The following is a 21948-nucleotide window of genomic DNA, read 5'->3' as shown; positions in this document are numbered from 1 at the left end:
CACCTCTGGACGCAAATCCGCGAAGAATTTTGCCCCTGAGATCAAGTTCGCGTCATTATTTCGCACCTGAAATGCCGTCAGTTTCATTGCCCTAGAACGCAGTGAAAAACTTGCAATAGCTGGACAGTCAGAAAATTATCCTTACAAAATCAGGACTACTATTGACCGCTCAGACCGGAGTATCGCACTTGTCCCTATTCCTCATCGCGGCCCTTCCCTTCCTCGGAGCTGTATTCCCAGCCCTTCTGATCCGGGCAGGACGAAACGCAGCAGCCTCGGCGGCGGGGCTGACCACTTTTCTGGCGCTTATGGGGCTGTTGATACACATCCCTTCGGTCATGCGCGGAGACGTTGTGACGGCTCGGTTCGACTGGATACCGGCCCTGGGTCTGAATGCGAATTTCATGCTGGACGGTCTGGGGTTTCTCTTTGCGCTGCTGATCCTCGGCATAGGCCTCCTGATCATCCTGTACGCGCGGTTCTACCTGTCACGCGAAGATCCGATGGGGCAATTCTACACGTACCTGCTGTTGTTTCAGGGCGCGATGGTGGGGATTGTTCTGTCCGATAACATACTTCTTTTGCTTATCTTCTGGGAGCTTACATCCCTAAGCTCATTCCTTTTGATCGGTTATTGGAAGCACCTGCCTGCTGGTCGTCAGGGCGCGCGGATGGCTTTGGCTGTGACCGGTTCGGGCGGTCTGGCGATGATTGCCGGCATGCTGATCCTAGGGAATATCGTGGGGTCTTTTGACCTGAGCGTTATACTGCAAAACAAAGAATTGATTCAGTCTTCGCCGTACTACCTGCCCGCGCTCATTCTGATCCTGCTAGGCTGTTTCACCAAATCCGCGCAGTTCCCGTTCCATTTCTGGCTGCCACACGCGATGGCCGCACCGACGCCAGTTTCGGCTTACCTCCACTCTGCCACGATGGTGAAGGCTGGTCTTTTCCTGATGGCGCGGATGTGGCCGGTGCTGGCAGGAACCGATGCGTGGTTCTATATCGTCGCGACCACTGGCCTGGTGACCATGCTGCTCGGCGCATGCATTGCCCTGTTCAAAGACGATCTCAAGGCACTGCTGGCCTTTTCGACGGTATCGCATCTGGGATTGGTGACGATGCTACTGGGGTTTGGCACCAAGATCGCCGCCGTGGCCGCTATTTTTCACATCATCAACCACGCGACATTCAAAGCTGCTCTGTTCATGACCGCCGGGATTGTCGACCATGAGACCGGCACACGCGATATCAAGCGTCTGGGTGGACTGCGTCACCTGATGCCGATCACCTTCACCATCGGCACGATTGCGGCACTATCAATGGCCGGCATTCCGCCGCTGAACGGCTTCTTGTCCAAAGAAATGATGCTTGAAGAAACCGTGCACACCACGTGGCTCCACTCGCATTACTTGGTGCCGGGCCTGGCACTATTGGCGGCGTTGTTCTCAGCGGCTTATTCCTTCCGCTTTGTCAGCCATGTCTTCCTAGGACCGCAGCGTACCGATTATCCTCATCACCCACACGACCCACCTGTTGGCCTGTGGTTGGCACCGGCATTCCTTGTGGTGTTGGTGGTCCTGATCGGGCTTTATTCAGCGGCCATCGTCGGCCCGTTGGTAGCCGTGGTTTCCAGCGCCGTTATCGGCGGTGAGAAACTGCCCTATTATTCGCTGAAGCTGTGGCATGGTTTCACGCCTGCACTTTATATGTCGATCGTGGCCACATTGGGCGGCTTGTTCCTGTTGGCTCTCCATCGCCGTGGAGAAGTGCTTTGGAACGCCCTGCCTCGTCCCGAAGCCAAGGCAATTTTCGACGCCGTTATCAACGCACTGACCGCGCTCAGCCGTTGGATCACCGATACGATGCACAACGGTGTTATCAGCCGGTACGCGATCATCCTGATCACCTTCACGGTTGGGTTGGGCTATTACGCTTACGCGACCGGCACGATCGGCCCCGAAACGCGCGAGCCTCTGCCCGCACCAATCATTCCAATCATCGGGTGGATCTGCCTTGTTGGCGCGACGCTGGCCATCATGTGGTTCCACCGCAACCGTCTGCTGTCCCTGGTGCTGATTGGTGTCGTTGGCCTGATCGTTTCGATGGCGTTCAACTACTTGTCTGCACCAGATCTGGCGCTCACGCAGATCTCGGTCGAGGTGGTGACAATGATCCTGTTGCTGCTGTCGCTGAACTTCCTGCCCACGGATACCCCATGGGACAGCAGCGCAGCACGACGCTGGCGGGATGCGGCGATCTCGGTGGTGGCAGGCCTAGGCACTGGCGCACTGATCTACGCGCTGATGCTGCGGGACTTTGCGTTTCCGACGATTTCCGAGTTCCACCTTGCCAATTCGTACAAAGGCGGTGGCGGCACCAATGTGGTCAACGTAATCCTGGTTGACTTCCGGGGCTTTGATACGTTTGGCGAGATCATCGTTCTGGGCATCGCAGCCCTGATTATCTTTGCTCTGACCGAGGCAGTACTCAGCTCGAATGTCCGCGCCTATCTGCTGAACCGCAAACCGCACTGGCCGCAATCAGGGGATTCACATCCGCTGATGATGGTTGTCGTGACGCGGATGATGATGCCCATTGCCCTGATGGTCGGTGCCTACATCTTTTTCCGCGGCCATAACCAACCCGGAGGCGGCTTTATCGCCGGCTTGATCGTCGCCATCGCCTACCTGATGCAGTACATGGCCAGCGGCTATACATGGGCCATTGAGCGTCAGCGGTTCTACTACCACGGCACGATCGGCTGGGGCGTTCTGATCGCCGCCGCAACCGGTCTGGGCGCATGGTTCAACGAACGCCCCTTCCTGACCAGTGACTTCGGCTATCTTCACTGGCCGCCGTTGGAAGAGTTCGAGTGGGCCACGGCCATCCTGTTTGACACCGGTGTGTTCCTTGCGGTTCTGGGGGCGGTGATGCTTGCGCTCGACAGCCTGTCACGCTTTGCATGGCAACCCGGCATGGCACAGGAATTCCCGATGGATATCAACCCGCTGCGGGACAATCCGCCGGAAGAAGAACAAGAGAAGGAGCAGGCCTGATGGAAGCGCTCGTAGCCTCAGCCGTAGGCATCATGACCGCCGCCGGGATTTTCCTGATCCTGCGCCGCCGGACCTTCCCCGTAATTCTAGGCCTGTCGTTGCTAACCTATGCCGTTAACGTCTTTCTGTTTGCCACCGGAAGGCTGGCGCTGGACGCCCCGGCGGTTCTCAACAAATACAAAGAGGTTCCATACACAGACCCGCTACCGCAAGCGTTGGTTCTGACAGCGATTGTGATTTCATTCGGGATGACGGCGGTAATCGTGATGATCGCGCTTTCGGCCTATCTGTCCTCGAAGGATGACCACATCGACATGACCGCGCAGGACAGCGTGGACGCGCCGGGAGAAGACGCATGAACCATTGGATCGTAGCGCCGATCGTCCTGCCCGCGATCCTGGCCCCATTCATCATTATGGTCCTGCGTTACCATCTGGACCTGCAGCGTATCTTCTCGGTCGCCGGCGTTATCGGGCTGCTTGGTATCGCGTTGACGATTACCGCCCAAGCAGCTGGAGGAGACATTCAAGTCTACGAATTGGGTAACTGGCCAGCACCTTTCGGCATCGTCATGGTGTTGGACAGGCTGTCCGCGATGATGGTGCTGCTAACCGCTCTGTTGGCTTTGCCCATCGTGCTATATGCTATCGCGTCTGGCTGGGACGAACGCGGCAAGCACTTTCATGCCTTGTTCCACTTCCAGCTCATGGGCGTTTGCGGCGCATTCCTGACTGGTGACGCGTTCAACCTCTTCGTGTTTTTCGAAGTTCTGCTGATCGCTTCCTACGGGCTCATGACCCACGGCGGCGGATCAGTGCGCCTGAAAGCTGGTGTTCAGTACGTCGCCTACAACCTTTTAGGTTCTACCCTTTTCCTATTCGCATTGGGCACACTGTATGCGGTGACCGGAACCCTGAACATGGCTGACATGGCGCTACGCGTGGCCGAACTGCCCGCCGAGGATACCGCGTTGTTGCGGGTAGGCGCGGTTCTCCTGTTACTGGTTTTCTGCATCAAGGCTGCAGTTCTCCCCCTGCATTTCTGGTTACCTGCCAGTTATGCAAATGCCCCTCTGCCAGTGGCTGCCCTGTTTGCGATCATGACAAAGGTAGGGGCGTACTCGATCCTGCGCATGTACACGCTGGGCTTTGGTCCCGACGTCGAAGCAACACAAGGTCTGGTTGGCGCATGGCTACAACCCGCCGCAATGGTAACATTGGCCGTGGGTGCCATCGGTATCCTTGGAACTCAGCACATCGCGCGAATGGTGGCCTTTTGCGCCATCACCTCTATGGGGACTCTGCTGATTGCAATTTCATTGTTCACTGAAACTGCCACTGCAGCAGCGTTGTACTACATCTATCACTCGACCTTTGCCACAGCGCTGCTGTTCCTTGTGGCTGATCTAGTGATGGAGCGTCGGGGCGGTGCCATCGCTCCGACCAAGCCGATGCCTCAAAACGGGCTGGTCTCGGCCTTGTTCTTTGTAGGGGCCATCGCGTTGGCGGGCATGCCACCGCTGTCCGGCTTTATCGGCAAACTCTTGGTGCTGGACGCCTCACGCGATGCGCCTGATGCGACGGCCATCTGGGCGGTCGTTCTGATCGGATCGTTTGTCACTATCGTCGGGTTGGCCCGCGCCGGTTCTTTGATCTTCTGGAAAAGCTACGACGCCGAACACAACACCGCGTCACAGACCGAAGAAGCCGATGAGGAAGTCCTGCCCGCGCCTGAACCACATCCCGGGCTGGCATTCACCGCTGTTTTTGGCGCATTGGCAGGCCTCATCCTGCTGACACTGTTTGCAGGCCCGGCGCTGAACTACACTAGCTTGACAGCCGAACAGTTGTTCACACCCGAGGACTACATCACAGCCGTTTTGGGGGGCGAAGAATGATACGACTTCTACACCGAATTTTCCCGCACCCGCATTTGACCGTCCTTCTGACCCTTGTGTGGATGCTGTTGGCAAATTCGCCTTCGCTGAATTCATTGGTGTTCGGGCTGATGCTTGGGATCATCATACCCTTTATCACTCAGCCCTACTGGCCTGACCGCCCCAAGCTGCGCAACTGGCCCATGATCGTAGAGTACATCTTGGTTGTACTTTGGGACATCGTGATAGCCAACATCACAGTCGCGCGGATAATTCTATTCAAACGTGACGCCGACCGGCACCCGAACTGGGTTTGCGTCCCGTTGGAGTTGCGCACGCCCGAGGCTATCACGGTGCTGGCCGGAACCATCACTATGACCCCTGGTACTGTTAGCTGCGATCTGTCCGCGCAAGGTCATAACCTTTTGGTTCATTGCCTGGATGCGCCCAACCCGGATGAAGTTAGGGATCAGATCAAAGCCCGCTATGAGCGTCGGTTGAAGGAGATTTTCGAATGATCGATATTGCGATCTGGTTTGCTTTCGCCTGCTTCGGCTCTGCCATAATGATGTGCTTATGGCGCATTATCACCGCTGACGGCGTTGGCACCCGCGTTCTGGCCCTCGATACTATGGTCATCAACACCATTGCGCTGATCATCCTTTATGGGCTCTCGCTCGGTACCGAAATATTCTTTGAATCCGCTATGATCATTGCCATGCTCGGCTTTGTCTCAACCGTGGCTTATGCGCGCTTTATGCTGCGCGGCAATATTATCGAGTGAGGGCGGTATGGGTATCATCTTCGAAGTTCTGATTGCCTTCTTCCTGATCGTGTCGGGCATTTTCGGCTTTGTTGGATCATATGGGATGATCAAACTAAAAGACCCCATGTCACGCCTTCATGCGCCAACCAAGGCGACCACGCTGGGGGTGGGTGGTGTTTTGCTTGCCTCGATCTGCCATTCGGTTCTGATCGAACAGCATCTCTCCCTGCATGAATTGCTGATCACGCTCTTCCTTTTCCTGACCGCACCGATCACGGCTCTGTTTATTGCCAAATGGCACATTCACCGTCACGAAAAGCCCGAAGACCTACCGGATGCGGGCGAGGATGAGCTCTGGGCCACTCACGCGGTCGAACAGGTTGAAGACGTCCCAGACCACACAGCGAACTAAATCCTATGCACCAATCTCCGCCGCCCCTAACCCGTGATCTGGTTTTGATTGGCGGCGGCCATACTCACGCTTTGGTGCTGCGCAAATGGGGTATGAACCCGTTGCCTGGTGCACGGCTGACAGTTATCAATCCCGGCCCTACGGCGCCTTACTCCGGGATGTTGCCAGGCTTTGTTGCTGGTCACTATGAGCGTGAGGAACTGGATATCGATCTGGTTCGTTTGGCCCGGTTCGCCGGCGCGCGCATAATCCTCGGCGCAGTAGATGGAATTGACGCAGAAAAGCGCGCTGTTCACGTATCGGGACGCCCGCCGGTGGCGTTTGACGTAGCCTCAGTCAATGTTGGCATCACGTCGGATATGCCCGCCCTGCCAGGTTTTGCCGCGCATGCAATCCCGGCTAAACCACTGAGTCCATTCGCGTCACGATGGGCTGCTTATCTTGAAGGCACCGGCACCGCCTCGGTCGCTGTGATCGGCGGAGGGGTCGCTGGCGTTGAACTGGTCATGGCGATGGCTCATGCTTTGCGTTCGAAAGGGCGCGCAGCCCAAATTACATTGATTGACAACACTCAGGCACTGACCGCGACCAGCGATAAGGCGGCAGCCACGATCCGGCAAGCCATGACCGAGTTGGGAGTGCAGCTGATCGAAAACGCGCTCATCGAACGCATCGAAGACAGCCATATCATTCTTGAGGGTGGTCGCGAAGTTCCGGCCACCTTCGTAACCGGCGCTGCCGGAGCCCGACCTTATGATTGGATTGCGCAAACTGGGCTGGACCTGCACGACGGCTTCATTCGTGTGAACGGTCACTTGCAATCCAGCGACCCCGCTATCTTTGCTGCGGGCGATTGCGCCCACCTGTCCGATAACCCTCGACCCAAGGCGGGGGTTTATGCGGTACGTGAAGCTCCGGTTCTTTATAACAATCTGCGCGCAGCGTTGGGTGCAGGAAAAATGCAGCAATACATCCCGCAGAAGGACTATTTGAAACTGATTTCTCTGGGCAAAAAATCTGCCTTGGCAGAACGGCTCGGCACTTCTTTCAGCGGGCGGATGATGTGGACGTGGAAAAACCACATCGACCAGACCTTCATGAACAAATTTCGCAACTTACCTCAGATGACAGCCCCTGCTTTGCCCCGCCATCACGCAGCAGGGCTGACTGAGGCGCTGGGTGATAAACCTATGTGCGGCGGGTGTGGGGCAAAGGTTGGCCGCGGCGCGTTGCAAACAGCGCTTGCAGACTTACCTCAAACGAACCGATCAGACATCACCCCTTTACCCGGCGATGATGCCGCTTTGCTAACAACAGGTGACGTTCGACAAGTGATGACCTCGGACCACCTGCGCGGTTTCACCAATGATCCGATGCTGATGACCCGAATCGCCGCCGTGCACGCCTTGGGTGATATCTGGGCAATGGGAGCAAAGCCACAAGCAGCGACAGCAACCGTGATACTGCCTCGCATGTCGCCCGAATTGCAAAAACGTACAATGGCTGAGGTTATGATCGCAGCCCACGAGGGTATCCACGCAGCAGGAGCTGAAATCGTAGGTGGCCACAGCTCGATGGGGGAAGAATTTACCGTTGGTTTCACCCTGACTGGCCTATGCGACAAAGACCCAATCACCCTATCGGGTGGCCGCCCCGGTGATGCGTTGATCCTGACCAAACCGTTGGGCAGTGGCGTTCTGATGGCCGCTGAAATGGCCGGCTTGGCCAACGGCGCGTGGATCGCAGAGGCCTTTAACTCGATGATTCAACCCCAGGGCAAAGCATCCGAAATACTGGCTGACGCCCATGCGATGACGGATGTGACAGGCTTTGGTTTGGCCGGTCATTTGCAGGGGATTTGCGACGCCTCTGGTTGCGGGGCATTGCTCGACGTTGACGCGATCCCATTGATGCGCGGCGCATTGGAATTGAGCGCCAAAGGTGTCAGATCAACAATCTACAATGACAATTTCGCAATCACCCCAGAGCTCCCTTCGGGTGGAAAAGCCGATCTTCTGTTTGACCCTCAGACAGCCGGAGGGCTGTTGGCTGCGGTGGCAAGTGACGTCGCACAAAGCCTCTGTAAGGAACTAAGGCAAGCAGGTTACCCGGCTGCAGTGATCGGCCACCTTACGGACACACCCGGAGTGCGCCTTCAAAGCTGATCCAGAACCCGCTGAATGCGTGCGGCGGTTTCATCAAGGCCAGCCTCATCCAATCTGGGCGCATCAATCTGTGCTATGATTTCCGATTTCCGAACACGGCTGGACTTGGCGTATGCGGGATCATAGTGCTGTTCCATCAGCGCCCGTGTAAGCGCGTGTTTATCTCCGCCGTCAACCAAAGCAAGCCAGCCGTCCACTACCTCGTGCCCTCGGTGAGATCGCAACGGCGACAAACGATCCCGCAACCGGTCAGGGTTTGAAAGGATGTCGTCATAGGCAGCCACCAGGTAATCCGTCCGGGCCTCGATCGTTGCACGGATACGAATACGAGGAGCAGCTCGCAAAGCTGCCCACAGAGTAGGCGGCAGGATCAAGGACCCAATCTTGGAAGACTCTGCCTCGACCACAACTGGGTAAGCGGGGTTCAATCGGCATAGGGCAGCTGCCAAAGCAGACTCAAACGCCTTTTGGCTGGGTTGTCCGCCCGGCATTTCTCCCAGCAAAGACCCTCGGTGATTGGCAACACCTTCGAGATCCAGCACCTGAACGCCCCGAGCTTTCAAATGCCCCAACAAATCTGTTTTTGCCGTGCCTGTGTAACCGTCCAAAGCAATCAATCGGTGCGGTAACGGATCATCGTAGAGGTATCGGTTCACCAGACGCCGATAGGTGCGATACCCACCGTCCACCACCTCTGCTCTCCAACCGATCTGCTGCAACATCCAGGTGAAAGACCCTGAGCGCTGTCCGCCGCGCCAACAATAGACCAACGGCTTCCAGCTACCCTCGTGATGGGAAAGGCTGTGTTCGATGTGGTTGGCCGCATTGCGAAACACCAACGCAGCCCCGAGCTTACGCGCGAGAAACGGGCTTTGCTGAACATATATGGTCCCAACACGTGCGCGTTCTTCATTATCAAGAACGGGCAGATTGATAGCACCGGGCAAGTGATCCTCGGCGAACTCTGCCGGGCTGCGCACGTCGATCACCGTATCGAATTCATGCGTGTAAAGATCGGGCAGGTCGGTGAATTTCAAAACCATATCAGAGGTCTACCCTGCGGATTTGCAGATGAAAAGGTAAGCCATCAAACCAGAGCAGGCTCAATCAGTTCCGGTCCGCTTGCCCGGTTCGAGTTTACGGCTGGGTCAACGCGATAAAAGTCCAATACATCTTCGGCTCCGGGTTTCATCAAACGCGCGGCCCCCTTCCCAACCTCACCCAGCCAAAGTGGCCAATCGTCGGGCTCCAAGATCAATGGCATCCGGTGGTGAACCGCGCTAAGACGTTTGTTCGCCGAGGTCGTCACAATGGCACAAGTCGCTTGCTGCTCGCCTTCTTCGCCCCAATTTTGCCAGACCCCCGCAAAAGCGATCGGGGCACCGTCTTTGCGATGGATGTACCACGGCAAGCGGGTGCCTTGCTCCGTTTTGGTCCACTCATAGAAACCTGTGGCCACGATCAGACAACGCCTCTCACGGCAGGCAGCACGAAAAGCAGGCTTTTCGGCCAGCGTCTCGGCCCGCGCATTGATCAGCAAAGGCCCCGCGTTTTCCGTTTTGTACCAATGCGGAAGGAACCCCCACCGCAAGGGGTCCAGTCTGCGCCCTTCTTCTCCGCCACGCACGACATGCACTTGGTTTGTCGGGCAAACATTGAAGTTCGGCACCGTTGGCAGTGTATTTGCCGGTCGTGCAGAAAACAGCTGCGCCATCGCGTCGTTAGGAAGGGTTATTGCAAACCGTCCGCACATGGGGGATGAACCATCTATATCGTTTCATTCAGACGCAGGGTGTCACAGGGGCATATGCAAAATCAAACAGCGAAAACCCTCAAAGGCAAAGCAGTGGCCGCTCTCGATGCGGGCAAATTAACCCAGGCACTGAAAAAGGCGCAGTTGGGCACCAAGAAATTCCCCAAAGATTCCGATTTCCACGCCATCGCGGGCTTTGTTCTGACCGAGATGGAGCAATACAAAAAGTCCATCCCGCATTTCGTCGAAGCCTCTCGCATGAAACCGGAAGACCCGCAATTTGTTGAAAACCTTGCAAATGCTCTGATGCAAACCGGGCAGATCGTCAAAGCCTTGGAGTATACGGAACAGAAACTGGAGCAGTTTCCAAACAACAAGGAATTGAACCGGGTTTTAGATGAAATCCAGCTAAAGGGTGAAAACTGGCGTGCCATCATCGAGTACGCGACCGGAAAACTGAAAAACGATCCCAACAACGCCTCTCTTCTTTCCACACGCGCGAAAGCCTACGGGCGCATTGGCTTTGTCGAAAACAACTCGCTTGATATTGCCCGTGCCTACGAACTGGCGCCCGAAGACGAAAAGATTGCCTTTCAAAAGGCCCTAAGCCTGCATCAGGCCGGCGATAAACAAGGGTCGGTCGAAATTCTGAACCGCTTGCGGGCAGAAAACCCGGATCACACACCGACATTGCAACAATTGTCGATGATGACAAGGGCCGAAGACGCTCCGGAACTGATGGCAGCGGTAGAAGCTGCGATCGACAAAAGCGACCATGACATCGCAGAGCTTGAGTTTGCCAGGGCTGTCCTGACTTCTACGACAGACGGTTTGGCCGCTGCTTTGCCGTACTATGCGCGCGCAAATGCAATTCAACACGCCGTTCACCCGTACGACTTTGCTGCACAAGAGGAAAAGCTGAGCAAGATTACCGGCTTGTTCCCCATTGGAACCGAAGCCCCAAGCTCGGGCCTTAGCGAAGAGCCATTGCCGATTTTCGTCATTGGTCAACCGCGTTCGGGCACCACATTGATGGAAATGATGCTGAGTTCCGCCCCCGGCATCGCCGGATGTGGGGAGCTTACGCTGGGCGTCGACCTGTCGCTTGAATTCGAAGAAGACGGCGCAACGTTTGGCAATGAAAACGCGGCCAAGATCGCGCAAGAATTCCGCAAACTTATGCCTCCGATCCCGGATGGTTCAACCGCATTTGTAGACAAGCTTCCTCATAATTATCAGCGCGTTGGCTTCCTTCTTTCGGCGTTCCCAAATGCGAAGATCATCAACATGCTTCGCGACCCCCGTGATGTTGGGTTGTCCAAGTGGATCCGACTGTTTCCAGCAGTTGGGATGCATTATTCTTCAAACCTCGAGGCGATTGCCCACTCGGCTAATTTGTACCGCAAGTACATAACCCATTGGGATGCCGTGTTCGGAGACCGCATTCTGACCGTTCCTTACGAAAAACTCGTGGCCGATCCAAAGACCTACAGCCAACAGGTCGCGGCGTTCTGCGGTATCGATTGGAACGAGACGATGATGCACCCCGAAAAGAACACCAAGCAGGTTAGAACTGCCAGCATCGATCAGGTCAGGAAAAAGATCTCGACCAAGTCTGTTGGTGGCTGGCAAAGCGTTTCAGAGCACATCCAACCAATGCTGAATGGTTTCGATCCGGCGCTTTGGCCTGAATATGATTTCGGATAAAAGAAGCCCAACAAGAAAGGCCGCATCAAAGGATGCGGCCTTTTTCTGTTGATCTAAAAACTTACTTTTGCTTGATCCGGCCATCCAGATACGGCTGGTACGGAGCGTTCTCAGCCAGGTACTCTGCGGTGACATCTGCCAGATCGGGACCGTAGTCGTAGGCGTTCTTGTCGTCACCTTCGAACATGTTGTAGCCGTCACCGCCGTTGCGGACATAGTCGTTCGTGACAACCAGATAGGTCGCCGCCGGATCGATAGGGACAAAACCGTCGCCATCGGCAACCATCACCTCGGACACGCGGCCTTCGTTAGGTGCAACTGCCGGATCCCAGACAAACGTCAGACCAGCAACTTGAGGGAAGCGGCCTTTAACCTCTTCGACTTGGCTGACGCCATTTTCCAGCGCATCAATCACGCCCTGTCCGTTAATTTCAAAAGTCGACAGTGTGTTCTGGAAAGGCAGTACGGTCAGTACTTCACCCATTGTCACTTCGCCGGGATCGATCGAAGCACGCAGCCCCCCCGAGTTGGCGATCGCGATCTTCACGCCCTGATCCGCGACGCGCGCCAGCATGGCATCGGCAACTAGGTTCCCCATCTCGCATTCCTGCACACGGCAGATCGAGCGGTCTCCCTCGATAGCATCAGCTGCGTTTGCGACCACTTTGTTGCGGATCTCTTCCAATGGCACGGCCAATTCAGCAATACGATCCAGCGCGGCCTGATCTTCGATCACGGTGTTGTCCATGATCAGCGGTTCGCCAGCGGCTTCGATGACGTTGCCGTCGTCGTCAAAGGTCACGTTCAACTCGCCCAGAAACTTGCCATAGGCGTAGGCCTGCACGATCTGAACACCGTTAACCACGGTTGGATACGGTCCTACCGCCTTATCGGAAACATTCGACAGGTAGGTATTGGAGTGGCCGCCCACGATGACATCGACACCGCTGGTTTCCTGAGCCACGCGCTGGTCCACGCCATAGCCCGAGTGGCTTAGCACGATGATCTTATTTACGCCCTCACCGGTTAGCCGATCGACCTCAGCCTGCACCGCAGGCACCGGATCCGAGAACGTGATGTTGGGACCGGGTGAAGCCAGATCATGTGTGTCTTCGGGGGTCAGGCCGATCAGGCCAATTTTCTCCCCACCGACTTCGATGACAGTCGACTTTTTGATCTTGTCGGTCAGCAATTCTTCGTCGCGGATATCCGCGTTCGACATCAGAACAGGGAAATCCACCGAGTCGATAAAGCCACGCAGAACCTCGGGCCCGTCGTCGAATTCATGGTTACCCACGGTCATAGCATCGTAGCCCAGCTTGTTCATGAACTCTGCGGCAACTTTGCCTTTGTAATAGGTGTAGAACAACGAACCCTGGAACTGGTCCCCACCATCAACAAGAATCGAATTCTCTGCCCGCGCGCGCGCATCGCTCACCGCGGTAACCAAACGGGCCGAACCGCCAAAGCACTTGCCCTCAGCGTTGTCTTCGGCATCGCAGCCACTATCGTATTTGTTGATCGGCTCAAAACGCGCGTGGAAATCGTTCGTATGAAGAATCGTCAGCTTGTAATCGGCAGCAGCCATGCCTGCGGTCAGGCCTAGAACCGCCACTGATGTCAGAAAACGGGTGAACATATTGATACTCCCTGTATTTGTTTGACGCGATGGTGCGCTCACTGGCAGGAAGAGTCAAAGGGGGAAATCCGGCTTGATTCTGCCAGTCACGCGGGGCATCACCACCTCATGCTGATTTACAAGATTTTTCGAGCCGATGAATGGGCCGAGTTGCAGGATCAAGGCTCTTCGGATGGGGCGCCGATTGATGTCGCGGACGGCTTTGTACACTTTTCAACCGCAGAGCAGGCCGCAGAAACAGCAGCCAAACACTTTGCCGGGGTCGAAGGGCTGACATTGCTGGCATGTGACGGCAATGCAATGGGCGATGATCTGAAATGGGAAGTCTCGCGCGGGGGCGCCCTTTTTCCACACCTCTATCGCCAGATCCGCATGCAAGACGTGGTGTGGTCGTGTCCGCTTCCATTCGATGGATCATCCCATCGGTTCCCTGAGGAGATGAAATGACTTCATTCATCGACCCTGAGCGCACTCAGTTCGAAGCGTTCAAATCACTGGACAGAGACCACCCGATTGAAATGCTGAACCTGGTGAGATTCCGCAAACGGGCCGCCTATCCAGAGGGGCACGAACTGGCCGATGCCCGACTGACTGGCGCGCAGGCTTACAGCAATTATGGCAAGGAAACCGCCCCTGTTATCGCGCGCATCGGTGCATCAATTCTATGGAGCGGCGCGTTTGAAACTACGCTGATTGGCCCGCCGGACGAGACATGGGATGCCGTATTCATCGCGCGTTACCCAACCGCGCATGCGTTCCTCGAGATGGTGACGGACCCGACATACAAAGACGCGGTGATACACCGTCAGGCCGCAGTTAAAACCTCACGCCTGATCCGCTGCGCCCCGACCCAAGGCAGAGAGACTTTCGGATGAAACTGACTGAGAAACTCGGGCTAAGCGCCCTTCACCGCCTTGATCCAGAAGCGGCACATGGTCTTTCGATCAAAGCACTGAAGGCCGGGCTTACACCTTCGCCTGGCCCCATATCATCCTCTCGGTTGCGCACGAATGTTGCGGGATTGGATTTGCCCAATCCGGTGGGGCTGGCAGCTGGGTTCGACAAAAATGGTGAGGTTCTGGCCCCCCTTTCCCGCGCGGGCTTCGGTTTTATCGAGGTCGGCGCAGTCACTCCACGCCCCCAACCCGGAAACCCAAAACCGCGCCTCTTTCGTCTGACCGAAGACAAGGCCGCGATTAACCGCTTTGGGTTCAACAACGAAGGTATGGAAGTCATGGCCAGCCGATTGGCCAACCGCCCAAAGGACGCTGTGATCGGGTTGAACCTTGGTGCAAACAAGGACAGCGACGACCGCCCCGGAGATTTCGCCAAAGTATTGGCGCACTGTGCCGCGCATCTGGATTTCGCCACGGTCAATGTATCGTCCCCCAACACCGAAAAGCTGAGAGACCTGCAGGGTAAAGCCGCGCTGAGCGCCCTGTTGAGTGGAGTGATCGAAACTCGCGACACACTGCCCCGCTCCTTGCCAATTTTCCTGAAGATTGCTCCAGACTTGACCGAGGCAGAACTGCAGGACATCGCCGATGTGGCTCGGGAAACGGGCGTGGACGCCGTGATCGCGACAAACACCACGCTGTCTCGGGACGGCCTGCAAAGCAGGCATCGAGATGAGGCCGGCGGCTTGTCTGGCGCACCCTTGTTTGAAAAATCCACCCGTGTTTTGGCTCGCCTCAGCAAGCTAACCGATGGGCAAATCCCGTTGATTGGGGTCGGCGGCATCAGCAACGCGCAGCAAGCGTATGAAAAGATTTGTGCGGGGGCTTCGGCCGTTCAGTTCTATACCGCAATGGTTTACGGCGGTATCTCTCTGGCCGCCGAGATTGCTCGGGGGTTGGACGAATTGTTAGCGCGTGACGGGTTCGACTCTGTCGCGCAGGCAGTTGGAAGCAAACGAGAGGAATGGCTGTGATCAAATACTGGCACAACCCAAGATGCTCCAAGTCCCGTGCGGGATTAACCCTGTTGGAAGAAAACGGAGCCCAGGTCGAAGTACGCAAATACTTGGAGGATTCCCCTTCCTCAGACGAAATTCTCGCAACGTTGGACCTGCTTGGCGTGTCTGCAATCGACATGATGCGCGCCGGAGAAAAGCAGTTCAAAGAGCTTGGCCTGACCAAAGAGACACCCTCGGACGAACTGATTGCTGCGATGGCCGAAAACCCGATTTTGATCGAGCGCCCTATCGCCATTTCCGACGACAAGGCAGCGATCGGACGGCCGCCTGAGAATCTGCTGGTCCTGCTTTAAGCCACCTGTGCCTCAAGTCTTGGATAGCGCCAGCCCAGTGTGGCGCCGCGCGCAATGTTCAGGACCATCAGCGCCGCCCACAAGCCGTGATTGCCCAATGTCGGCACCAAAATGAAAAGTGCGGCGACGTAAATCGCAATCGACTGGATCATCGCGTTACGCATGGCGCGGGTCCAGGTTGCACCGATGTAGATCCCATCCAACATCCAGCTGGCTACGCCGATCACCGGAGCAAAGGCCGCCCAGATCAGGTACTCTCTCGCGGCGACGCGCACCTCGGGAGAGGTCGACATTAGGTCAATCAACGCAGGACCCGCGAAGTAAAAGACTAGTCCCAGTGCGACAGCCCCACCCACGCCCCACTGCGATGCCATGACGGAAGCGCGGCGAACCTGATACCGGTCTCGCGCACCCACGGCAGTACCGACCAACGCCTCGGCGGAAAAGGCGAACCCGTCCAAAGCAAATGCCGTGATCTCAAGAAACTGCAACAAAACCTGATTGGCCGCGAGGTTCACATCTCCCAAGTCCGAGCCGACGAATAGAAAGGTGGTAAAAGCTCCGGTCAGCAGGACAGAACGGATCATAATGTCACCATTCACCTGCATCATCCGACGCAGCCGTGCGGCATCAAAGATGCGCGGCCAGTCGCACCACTGACTCCCCCCGAAGGCATCGCGGCACAACCATAGACCCAGTGCCAGCCCCGTCCATTCCGCGATCAGGGTCGCAATGGCCACACCTTCTACGCCCCACCCAAGACCCAACACGAACCACAAGTCCAAAAGGATATTCAGACCGTTCATCCATATTTGCAGAACAAAAACACCACGGGTTCTTTCGACCGCGATCAGCCAACCTGTCACAGCGTAAAGCGCAATAGTGGCCGGGGCGCCCCAGATACGGATTTGCAGATAATCCCGGGTCAATGCCTCGACCTCGGGGCTGGCAGGTGACAAGGAGAATGCCCCCCAGAACACCCAGAACTGCGTCAGAATAAAGAATAACCCGGCGGCCCCACCCAGCAACAGCCCGCGCATCAGCAGCGCCCCGGTTTCTGCTGTATCGCCTGCACCACGCGCTTGGGCCGCAAGACCTGTCGTGCCCATCCGCAAAAAACCGAAAATCCAGTAGATGCTCGCTAGGATCACCGCGCCCATGCCCACTGCGCCGATAGGCGCGGCCTGACCCATTTGCCCAACCACACCGGTATCGACGGCACCAAGAATGGGCACCGTTGCGTTAGACAACACAATCGGAACTGCAATCTTTAACACCCGTTTATGCGTTAGGGGTGCCGAGGCGTCGTGCATTTAAGCTACTCTTTTTCGGGCTTGGCTTGCGGCATCAGAAAATGCCCTGTGGCCTGAGCGAAAGGACGGGCGTGGTTATCTTGCCAAGCCTCCGCACGAACGGACGCATAACGGCGACCCGAGCGGCTGACAAAGGCCCGTGCGTAGGCGTCGCGCGGCAAGCCGGACCTCAGATAGTCGACCGTGAAATCGACCGTTTTGGGAAACCGGACTGTTTCGGCCTGAAAGATATCTTCGGCCTCTAGCTCACCGCTTTCGATACGGGGAAAGAAGTACTCCCAGCTTAGCGTGATGACAGCCGTAACCTCCAGAAAGGCGGCTGTGACTCCTCCGTGTAACGCGGGTAGCAACGGGTTTCCGATTAGCTTTTCATCAAAGTTCAGAACGCCAGTCAGTTCGTCGCCGCGCCTGTCGAACGAGATATTGAGGAAACGAATATAAGGTACACCCTCGACGATCGCATTCAGTGCGGCGTCTCGGCGTTGCTTGACCACTTGCATTGGTTCAGGACGAGGACGCGCCATCACAGACCCTCCACCGTAAAGGACCCAGCGGCGGTCGCCACTGGCAGATCCTGATCTTCGTCCATCGCTGTCGCACGAACAAACGCGACGTTGCGGGTTATGTGGTAGCAGGTTGCATGGGCGGTAATGCTCTGCCCCGGTGTTGCTGCGCGCATGTAGTCGATTCTCAGATCAATTGTGGCGGTACCGCCTGGAGCAGAGGGATGGCTCATGACCGCCGCGCCGCAACAGGTATCCAGTATGGCGAATACGGCCCCTCCGTGGATCACTCCGGTTCTGGGATCTCCGACCAGTTCGTTACTGTATGGCATGGTGATTCCCGCCTCTCCATTGCCGATTGAGCTTAGCTTCATGCCCAGCGCCTTGGCGTGCGGAATCGCTTCGATGAATTGTCGGGCTATCGAGGCTTTGTCGACCATGTGTTTGTGTCCCCTTGATTTCTTTCTTTATGAGCGCGTGATCAGCAAAAGAGCAAGCCCACCTGTTGCGCTCGCTTAAGACAACCCATAGGCTGTCGCAGAGGAGAACAGGAATGTCCGACAAGCGTTTGTCATTCAAAGAGATGTGCACCGAGTTCGACGTGACTCCGCGTACCCTGCGCTACTATGAATATATCGAACTGCTGCAACCGGACCGGGAAGGCAGATCGCGATTCTATGGCCCCCGCGAGTGCGCGCGGATGACTCTGATCATGCGCGGTCGCAAGTATGGATTCCCCTTGGAAGATATCCGCCAATGGCTGTTGATCTATGAAGATCAAGGGAATCAGGCGCAGATGAAAGCATTTGTAGAACTGGCTGATCAGCAGATGGTCGAGCTGCATAAGCAACGTCAGCAATTGGACGAAGCCATCGATGCTCTGCAGCAGATGCGGGATCAGACGGCAAAATCGCTGACCTGAAAATCTGAGACGACGAAACGGCAAACTTGGTTGCCAGCCACGCGCATGACCCTGCTTTGGGGCCGTGCGCTTTTTTGTGTTTCGGGCACTCGGGCTATTTTGGCTTTGAAAAGTTCCGTTACGTAACACCCAAAATCACCGCCAAAGCACACCTTGACGCGAGAGGATGCTACGTCAACTTATTAGTGACGTAGCGTTTGCATTACGTGAACGTCATCTCCGTGTTGTAACGTGCGCATCGACTGCGCAACTGACTTAAATAGACGCCAGTGACGAGAGTGCTGAAACCATGACCGAAGACCTGATGACCATACGTGAAATGTGCGAGACTTATGATGTCACGCCGCGCACATTGCGATTTTACGAGGCCAAGGAACTTTTGTTCCCGATCCGCGAGGGTCAGAAACGCCTGTTCACGAAACGTGACCGGGCGCGTCTGAAACTGATCCTGCGTGGCAAGCGTTTTGGCTTCAGCCTCGAAGAAATTCGGCAGCTGCTGGACCTGTATCATGTGGGCGATCAGCAAAAAACACAGATGACCCGTACATTCGAAATTGCACGGGAACGTCTGGTGGATATGGAAGCCCGCCGCGAAGAGCTGACACAGGCTATCGACGATCTGAAGGAACAGTTGCGCTGGGGCGAAAAAGTTATCGCCTCGATGAAACACGAGAAAAAAGCCGTCGAGTGACGCTCGCGGATCCAACCCCGGACATCTGAATTTAAGGGAGCTTCAAATGCCCGTTTACAACGCGCCTACCAAAGACACTCAGTTCATTCTGCACGATGTGCTGAAAGTCTCGGAATCCGATATTCCGGGGTACAACGAACTGGAAGCCGAGTTTACCAGCGCCGTTCTGGAAGAAGCCGGCAAGGTTGCCACCAATGTTCTGCATCCGCTGAACGTAGTCGGCGACACCGAGGGTTGTCGGTTGGAGAACGGCATTGTCTACACCCCGACAGGTTTCAAAGACGCCTTCGAGCAGATGAAGGAAGGTGGCTGGACTGGCCTCGACATGCCCGAAGAGTATGGCGGCCAGAACATGCCTTACGTGATGGGTACCGCGGTGGGCGAAATGTTCTCGGGCGCAAACCAAGCGTTCGTCATGTACCAGGGACTGACCCACGGTGCCGCTTCGGCCATTCTGGCGCACGGAACCGACGAGCAAAAGAACACCTACCTGCCCAACATGGTCAGCTGCGAATGGACCGGCACCATGAACCTGACTGAACCGCATTGCGGCACCGATCTGGGCCTGATGCGCACTAAGGCAGAACCTCAGGGCGATGGCAGCTACAAAATCTCTGGCCAGAAAATCTTTATCTCTTCTGGTGATCATGACATGGCCGACAACATCATTCACTTGGTGCTGGCCAAAATCCCAGGCGGCCCCGAAGGCATCAAGGGCGTATCGCTGTTCATCGTGCCCAAGTTTATTGTGAACGAAGACGGCACACCCGGTGAGCGTAACGGCGTTTCGGTCGGCAAGATCGAAGAGAAGATGGGTATCCACGGCAACTCGACCTGCGTCATGAACTATGACGAGGCCACCGGCTGGCTGCTGGGCGATGAGCACAAAGGCATGCGCGCCATGTTCACCATGATGAACGAAGCGCGTCTGGGTGTCGGTATGCAGGGCCTTTCGCAAGCCGAGGCCGCATACCAGAATGCAGTCGAATACGCTAAGGACCGCCTGCAAGGCCGTGACGTAACTGGTGTGAAAAACCCGGACGGCCCCGCCGATCCGCTGATCGTGCACCCCGACATCCGCCGCAACCTGATGGATCAAAAAAGCTTCACCGAGGGTGCGCGCGCATTCATTCTGTGGGGCGCAACCATGATCGACAAGGCGCACCGTTCGGGTGACAAAGACGCGGATGGCCTGATCTCGCTGCTGACGCCGGTCATCAAAGGCTTCCTGACGGATCAGGGCTATGACATGACCGTTCAGGCGCAGCAGGTATATGGCGGCCACGGCTACATCGAAGAATGGGGCATGTCGCAATACACCCGCGACGCCCGTATCGCGATGATCTACGAAGGTGCAAACGGCGTTCAGGCGCTGGACCTTGTAGGCCGGAAACTGGCACAGGATGGCGGCAAGCACGTCATGGCTTTCTTTGAGATGGTCAAAACCTTCTGCAAAGAAAACGGCGGCAAAGACGAAGCCTACGACAAGGCCTTTATCGAACCGTTGAAAGCGGCATCCAAGGATCTGCAAGCTGCCGGCATGTATTTCATGCAGGAAGGCATGAAGAACCCGAACAACGCACTGTCTGGGTCTTACGACTTCATGCACATGTTCGGCCATGTTTGCCTGGGCCTGATGTGGGCACAGATGGCCAAGGCCGCGCAAGACGCGCTGGACGGTGGTGCCTCGGACAAAGAGTTCTACGAGACCAAGATCAACACCGGTCGGTTCTACATGGCCCGCCGCCTGCCCGCCACCGCACTGCACCTGTCGCGCATCCAGACTGGCGCGGACACTGTGATGGCTCTGGAGGCTGCCAACTTCTGATAACAATCCGGTTCCGGGGCCTGCCCTCGGAACCGGTTTTACCAAGGACACGCAATGCCCAAACGTTTTCGCCTGACCCGCCGCTTTCCGGTCGCCATGACCGAAGATGGTTACCGTAAACTCCGAGGGTTCGCACGAGAAGCTGGTTTAGACGAGGGGGAAGCACTGTCCTTTCTATTCGAGAATTTCAATAGCGTGATTGACGAAGGGAAACTGACCCGCCGACTACGAGAATTCAACACCGAGCTTGAAGCGCGCAAGCGCTGACGGGTTTTCCGCACCTAATCCGGGTGCGCGTGTTTTCAGCAAGACGAACTCCTTTTCGCCAGAATTGGCTCGTTTTCCTCGAAATACGTAAATTGCGGCACTTCAGCATGCGCCTTGGGAGGGGCGATCGCATGACCATCAAACTTCATTGTTTTGGCGAAAGCGGCAATTCATACAAAGCCGCAATAGCGCTGGAAATGTCCGGGCTCGAGTGGGAGCCGGTTTTTGTAGACTTTTTCAAAGGCGTCACCCGCGGGCCTGACTTTCGTTCCGAAGTGAACGTGATGGGGGAAGCTCCGGTTTTGATCGATGGCGATTTCCAAACTTCACAGTCCGGTGCCATCCAAGCCTACGTAACCGAGAAGTCCGGTAAATTTGGCGGCAAAACCAAAGAAGATAACTATGACATTCTGCGCTGGGTTCTGTGGGACAATCACAAGCTCAGCTCGATGGCTGGCTTGACCCGTTTCCTGATGAACTTCTTGCCCGAAGAACACCGCAATACGGATGTAATCGCCTTTAACCAAGGCCGTCTTAAGGCAACCTACGACGTTCTCAACAAGCACCTCGAGGGTCGCGACTGGATCGTCGGCGACGGCGTGACCAACGCCGACCTTAGCTGCTGCGGCTACCTTTATTACCCCGAACCATTCGGCTTTGACCGAACCGATTGGCCCAACATCGACGCCTGGCTGACTCGCTTGTCCGAACAGCCCGGCTGGCAACACCCATATGACCTGATGCCCGGCAACCCGTCGGATCGAGCTTAAGGAGAAGAC

The 21948-nt window shown here is 56.2% G+C and carries 23 protein-coding genes; 17 read left to right on the top strand and 6 right to left on the bottom strand.

The window, feature by feature from the left end; all coding sequences use genetic code 11:
* Window positions 1–188: 188 nt before the first annotated feature.
* Genes ACR0EO_RS00195 through selD form a run of 7 tightly spaced genes read left to right on the top strand, consistent with a single transcriptional unit; the run spans window position 189 to window position 8278 of the window.
* On the top strand, window positions 189–3059 hold the full coding sequence (locus ACR0EO_RS00195; RefSeq protein WP_480686380.1) for a monovalent cation/H+ antiporter subunit A: 2871 nt from the start codon (window positions 189–191) through the stop codon (window positions 3057–3059).
* Entirely contained in the window at window positions 3059–3418 is a 360-nt protein-coding gene (locus ACR0EO_RS00190; protein WP_480686379.1) for a Na+/H+ antiporter subunit C, read from the top strand. The genes ACR0EO_RS00195 and ACR0EO_RS00190 overlap by 1 nt, the downstream gene beginning before the upstream one ends.
* On the top strand, window positions 3415–4956 hold the full coding sequence (locus tag ACR0EO_RS00185; protein WP_480686378.1) for a monovalent cation/H+ antiporter subunit D: 1542 nt from the start codon (window positions 3415–3417) through the stop codon (window positions 4954–4956). The genes ACR0EO_RS00190 and ACR0EO_RS00185 overlap by 4 nt, the downstream gene beginning before the upstream one ends.
* Window positions 4953–5453: a Na+/H+ antiporter subunit E gene (locus tag ACR0EO_RS00180; RefSeq protein WP_480686377.1), complete on the top strand. Its 501-nt coding sequence runs from the start codon at window positions 4953–4955 to the stop codon at window positions 5451–5453. Before ACR0EO_RS00185 ends, ACR0EO_RS00180 begins: the two co-directional genes overlap by 4 nt.
* A complete protein-coding gene (locus ACR0EO_RS00175) occupies window positions 5450–5719 on the top strand; it encodes a K+/H+ antiporter subunit F (protein WP_480686376.1) in 270 nt (89 codons plus the stop codon). The genes ACR0EO_RS00180 and ACR0EO_RS00175 overlap by 4 nt, the downstream gene beginning before the upstream one ends.
* 7 nt (window positions 5720–5726) lie before the next feature.
* Complete coding sequence (locus ACR0EO_RS00170) at window positions 5727–6113, top strand: Na+/H+ antiporter subunit G (protein ID WP_480686375.1); 387 nt, start codon at window positions 5727–5729, stop codon at window positions 6111–6113.
* Between the two features lie 5 nt (window positions 6114–6118).
* A complete protein-coding gene (gene selD, locus ACR0EO_RS00165; RefSeq protein ID WP_480686374.1) occupies window positions 6119–8278 on the top strand; it encodes a selenide, water dikinase SelD in 2160 nt (719 codons plus the stop codon).
* On the opposite strand, the gene mnmH is transcribed toward selD, so the two are convergent.
* On the bottom strand, window positions 8269–9321 hold the full coding sequence (mnmH, locus tag ACR0EO_RS00160) for a tRNA 2-selenouridine(34) synthase MnmH (protein WP_480686373.1): 1053 nt from the start codon (window positions 9319–9321) through the stop codon (window positions 8269–8271). The two genes, selD and mnmH, sit on opposite strands and share 10 nt — an antisense overlap.
* Window positions 9322–9365: 44 nt before the next feature.
* Entirely contained in the window at window positions 9366–10031 is a 666-nt protein-coding gene (locus ACR0EO_RS00155; protein WP_480686372.1) for an SOS response-associated peptidase, read from the bottom strand.
* 54 nt (window positions 10032–10085) lie between these two features.
* Here ACR0EO_RS00155 and ACR0EO_RS00150 point away from each other — a divergent pair, with 54 nt between their 5' ends.
* Window positions 10086–11738, top strand: coding sequence for a tetratricopeptide repeat-containing sulfotransferase family protein (locus ACR0EO_RS00150; RefSeq protein ID WP_480686371.1), 1653 nt, complete (start codon window positions 10086–10088; stop codon window positions 11736–11738).
* A gap of 61 nt (window positions 11739–11799) precedes the next feature.
* Here the strand turns inward: ACR0EO_RS00150 and ACR0EO_RS00145 are convergent, their stop codons facing one another.
* Entirely contained in the window at window positions 11800–13377 is a 1578-nt protein-coding gene (locus ACR0EO_RS00145; RefSeq protein ID WP_480686370.1) for a bifunctional metallophosphatase/5'-nucleotidase, read from the bottom strand.
* A 108-nt stretch (window positions 13378–13485) separates the two neighbouring features.
* On the opposite strand from ACR0EO_RS00145, the gene ACR0EO_RS00140 reads away from it, so the two are divergent.
* The 4 genes from ACR0EO_RS00140 to arsC are packed head-to-tail and all read left to right on the top strand — an operon-like array spanning window position 13486 to window position 15645.
* Window positions 13486–13824, top strand: coding sequence for a DUF952 domain-containing protein (locus tag ACR0EO_RS00140; protein ID WP_480686369.1), 339 nt, complete (start codon window positions 13486–13488; stop codon window positions 13822–13824).
* The gene (locus tag ACR0EO_RS00135; protein ID WP_480686368.1) at window positions 13821–14252 is read left to right on the top strand and encodes a DUF1330 domain-containing protein; all 432 of its coding nucleotides are present in this window, start codon (window positions 13821–13823) and stop codon (window positions 14250–14252) included. The genes ACR0EO_RS00140 and ACR0EO_RS00135 overlap by 4 nt, the downstream gene beginning before the upstream one ends.
* Window positions 14249–15307, top strand: a complete 1059-nt coding sequence (locus tag ACR0EO_RS00130) for a quinone-dependent dihydroorotate dehydrogenase (protein ID WP_480686367.1) — start codon at window positions 14249–14251, stop codon at window positions 15305–15307. The genes ACR0EO_RS00135 and ACR0EO_RS00130 overlap by 4 nt, the downstream gene beginning before the upstream one ends.
* Window positions 15304–15645: an arsenate reductase (glutaredoxin) gene (gene arsC, locus ACR0EO_RS00125; protein WP_480688195.1), complete on the top strand. Its 342-nt coding sequence runs from the start codon at window positions 15304–15306 to the stop codon at window positions 15643–15645. Before ACR0EO_RS00130 ends, arsC begins: the two co-directional genes overlap by 4 nt.
* On the opposite strand, the gene ACR0EO_RS00120 is transcribed toward arsC, so the two are convergent.
* The 3 genes from ACR0EO_RS00120 to ACR0EO_RS00110 are packed head-to-tail and all read right to left on the bottom strand — an operon-like array spanning window position 15642 to window position 17901.
* Window positions 15642–16958: an MATE family efflux transporter gene (locus tag ACR0EO_RS00120; protein ID WP_480686366.1), complete on the bottom strand. Its 1317-nt coding sequence runs from the start codon at window positions 16956–16958 to the stop codon at window positions 15642–15644. The genes arsC and ACR0EO_RS00120 overlap by 4 nt on opposite strands.
* 5 nt (window positions 16959–16963) lie before the next feature.
* Window positions 16964–17482, bottom strand: a complete 519-nt coding sequence (locus tag ACR0EO_RS00115) for a PaaI family thioesterase (protein WP_480686365.1) — start codon at window positions 17480–17482, stop codon at window positions 16964–16966.
* Window positions 17482–17901 (bottom strand): PaaI family thioesterase, encoded by a 420-nt coding sequence (locus ACR0EO_RS00110; protein WP_480686364.1) that lies wholly within the window; start codon window positions 17899–17901, stop codon window positions 17482–17484. The genes ACR0EO_RS00115 and ACR0EO_RS00110 overlap by 1 nt, the downstream gene beginning before the upstream one ends.
* Before the next feature lie 113 nt (window positions 17902–18014).
* Between ACR0EO_RS00110 and ACR0EO_RS00105 the strand changes: the two genes are divergently transcribed.
* The 5 genes from ACR0EO_RS00105 (at window position 18015) to ACR0EO_RS00085 (ending at window position 21939) form a co-directional block, all read left to right on the top strand.
* On the top strand, window positions 18015–18383 hold the full coding sequence (locus ACR0EO_RS00105) for a MerR family transcriptional regulator (protein WP_480686363.1): 369 nt from the start codon (window positions 18015–18017) through the stop codon (window positions 18381–18383).
* A 289-nt stretch (window positions 18384–18672) separates the two neighbouring features.
* Window positions 18673–19074 carry a MerR family transcriptional regulator gene (locus ACR0EO_RS00100; RefSeq protein WP_480686362.1) on the top strand — a complete coding sequence of 134 codons (402 nt, stop codon included), beginning with the start codon at window positions 18673–18675 and terminating at the stop codon, window positions 19072–19074.
* Window positions 19075–19120: 46 nt separating this feature from the next.
* Window positions 19121–20902 carry an acyl-CoA dehydrogenase C-terminal domain-containing protein gene (locus tag ACR0EO_RS00095; protein ID WP_480686361.1) on the top strand — a complete coding sequence of 594 codons (1782 nt, stop codon included), beginning with the start codon at window positions 19121–19123 and terminating at the stop codon, window positions 20900–20902.
* Between the two features lie 54 nt (window positions 20903–20956).
* Window positions 20957–21169, top strand: coding sequence for a hypothetical protein (locus ACR0EO_RS00090; protein WP_480686360.1), 213 nt, complete (start codon window positions 20957–20959; stop codon window positions 21167–21169).
* 131 nt (window positions 21170–21300) lie between these two features.
* Window positions 21301–21939 carry a glutathione S-transferase family protein gene (locus ACR0EO_RS00085; RefSeq protein ID WP_480686359.1) on the top strand — a complete coding sequence of 213 codons (639 nt, stop codon included), beginning with the start codon at window positions 21301–21303 and terminating at the stop codon, window positions 21937–21939.
* Window positions 21940–21948 lie beyond the last annotated feature (9 nt).

The sequence above is a fragment of the Ruegeria sp. BE9 genome, from assembly GCF_056538765.1.
This window is presented reverse-complemented; position numbering and strand designations above follow the sequence as displayed.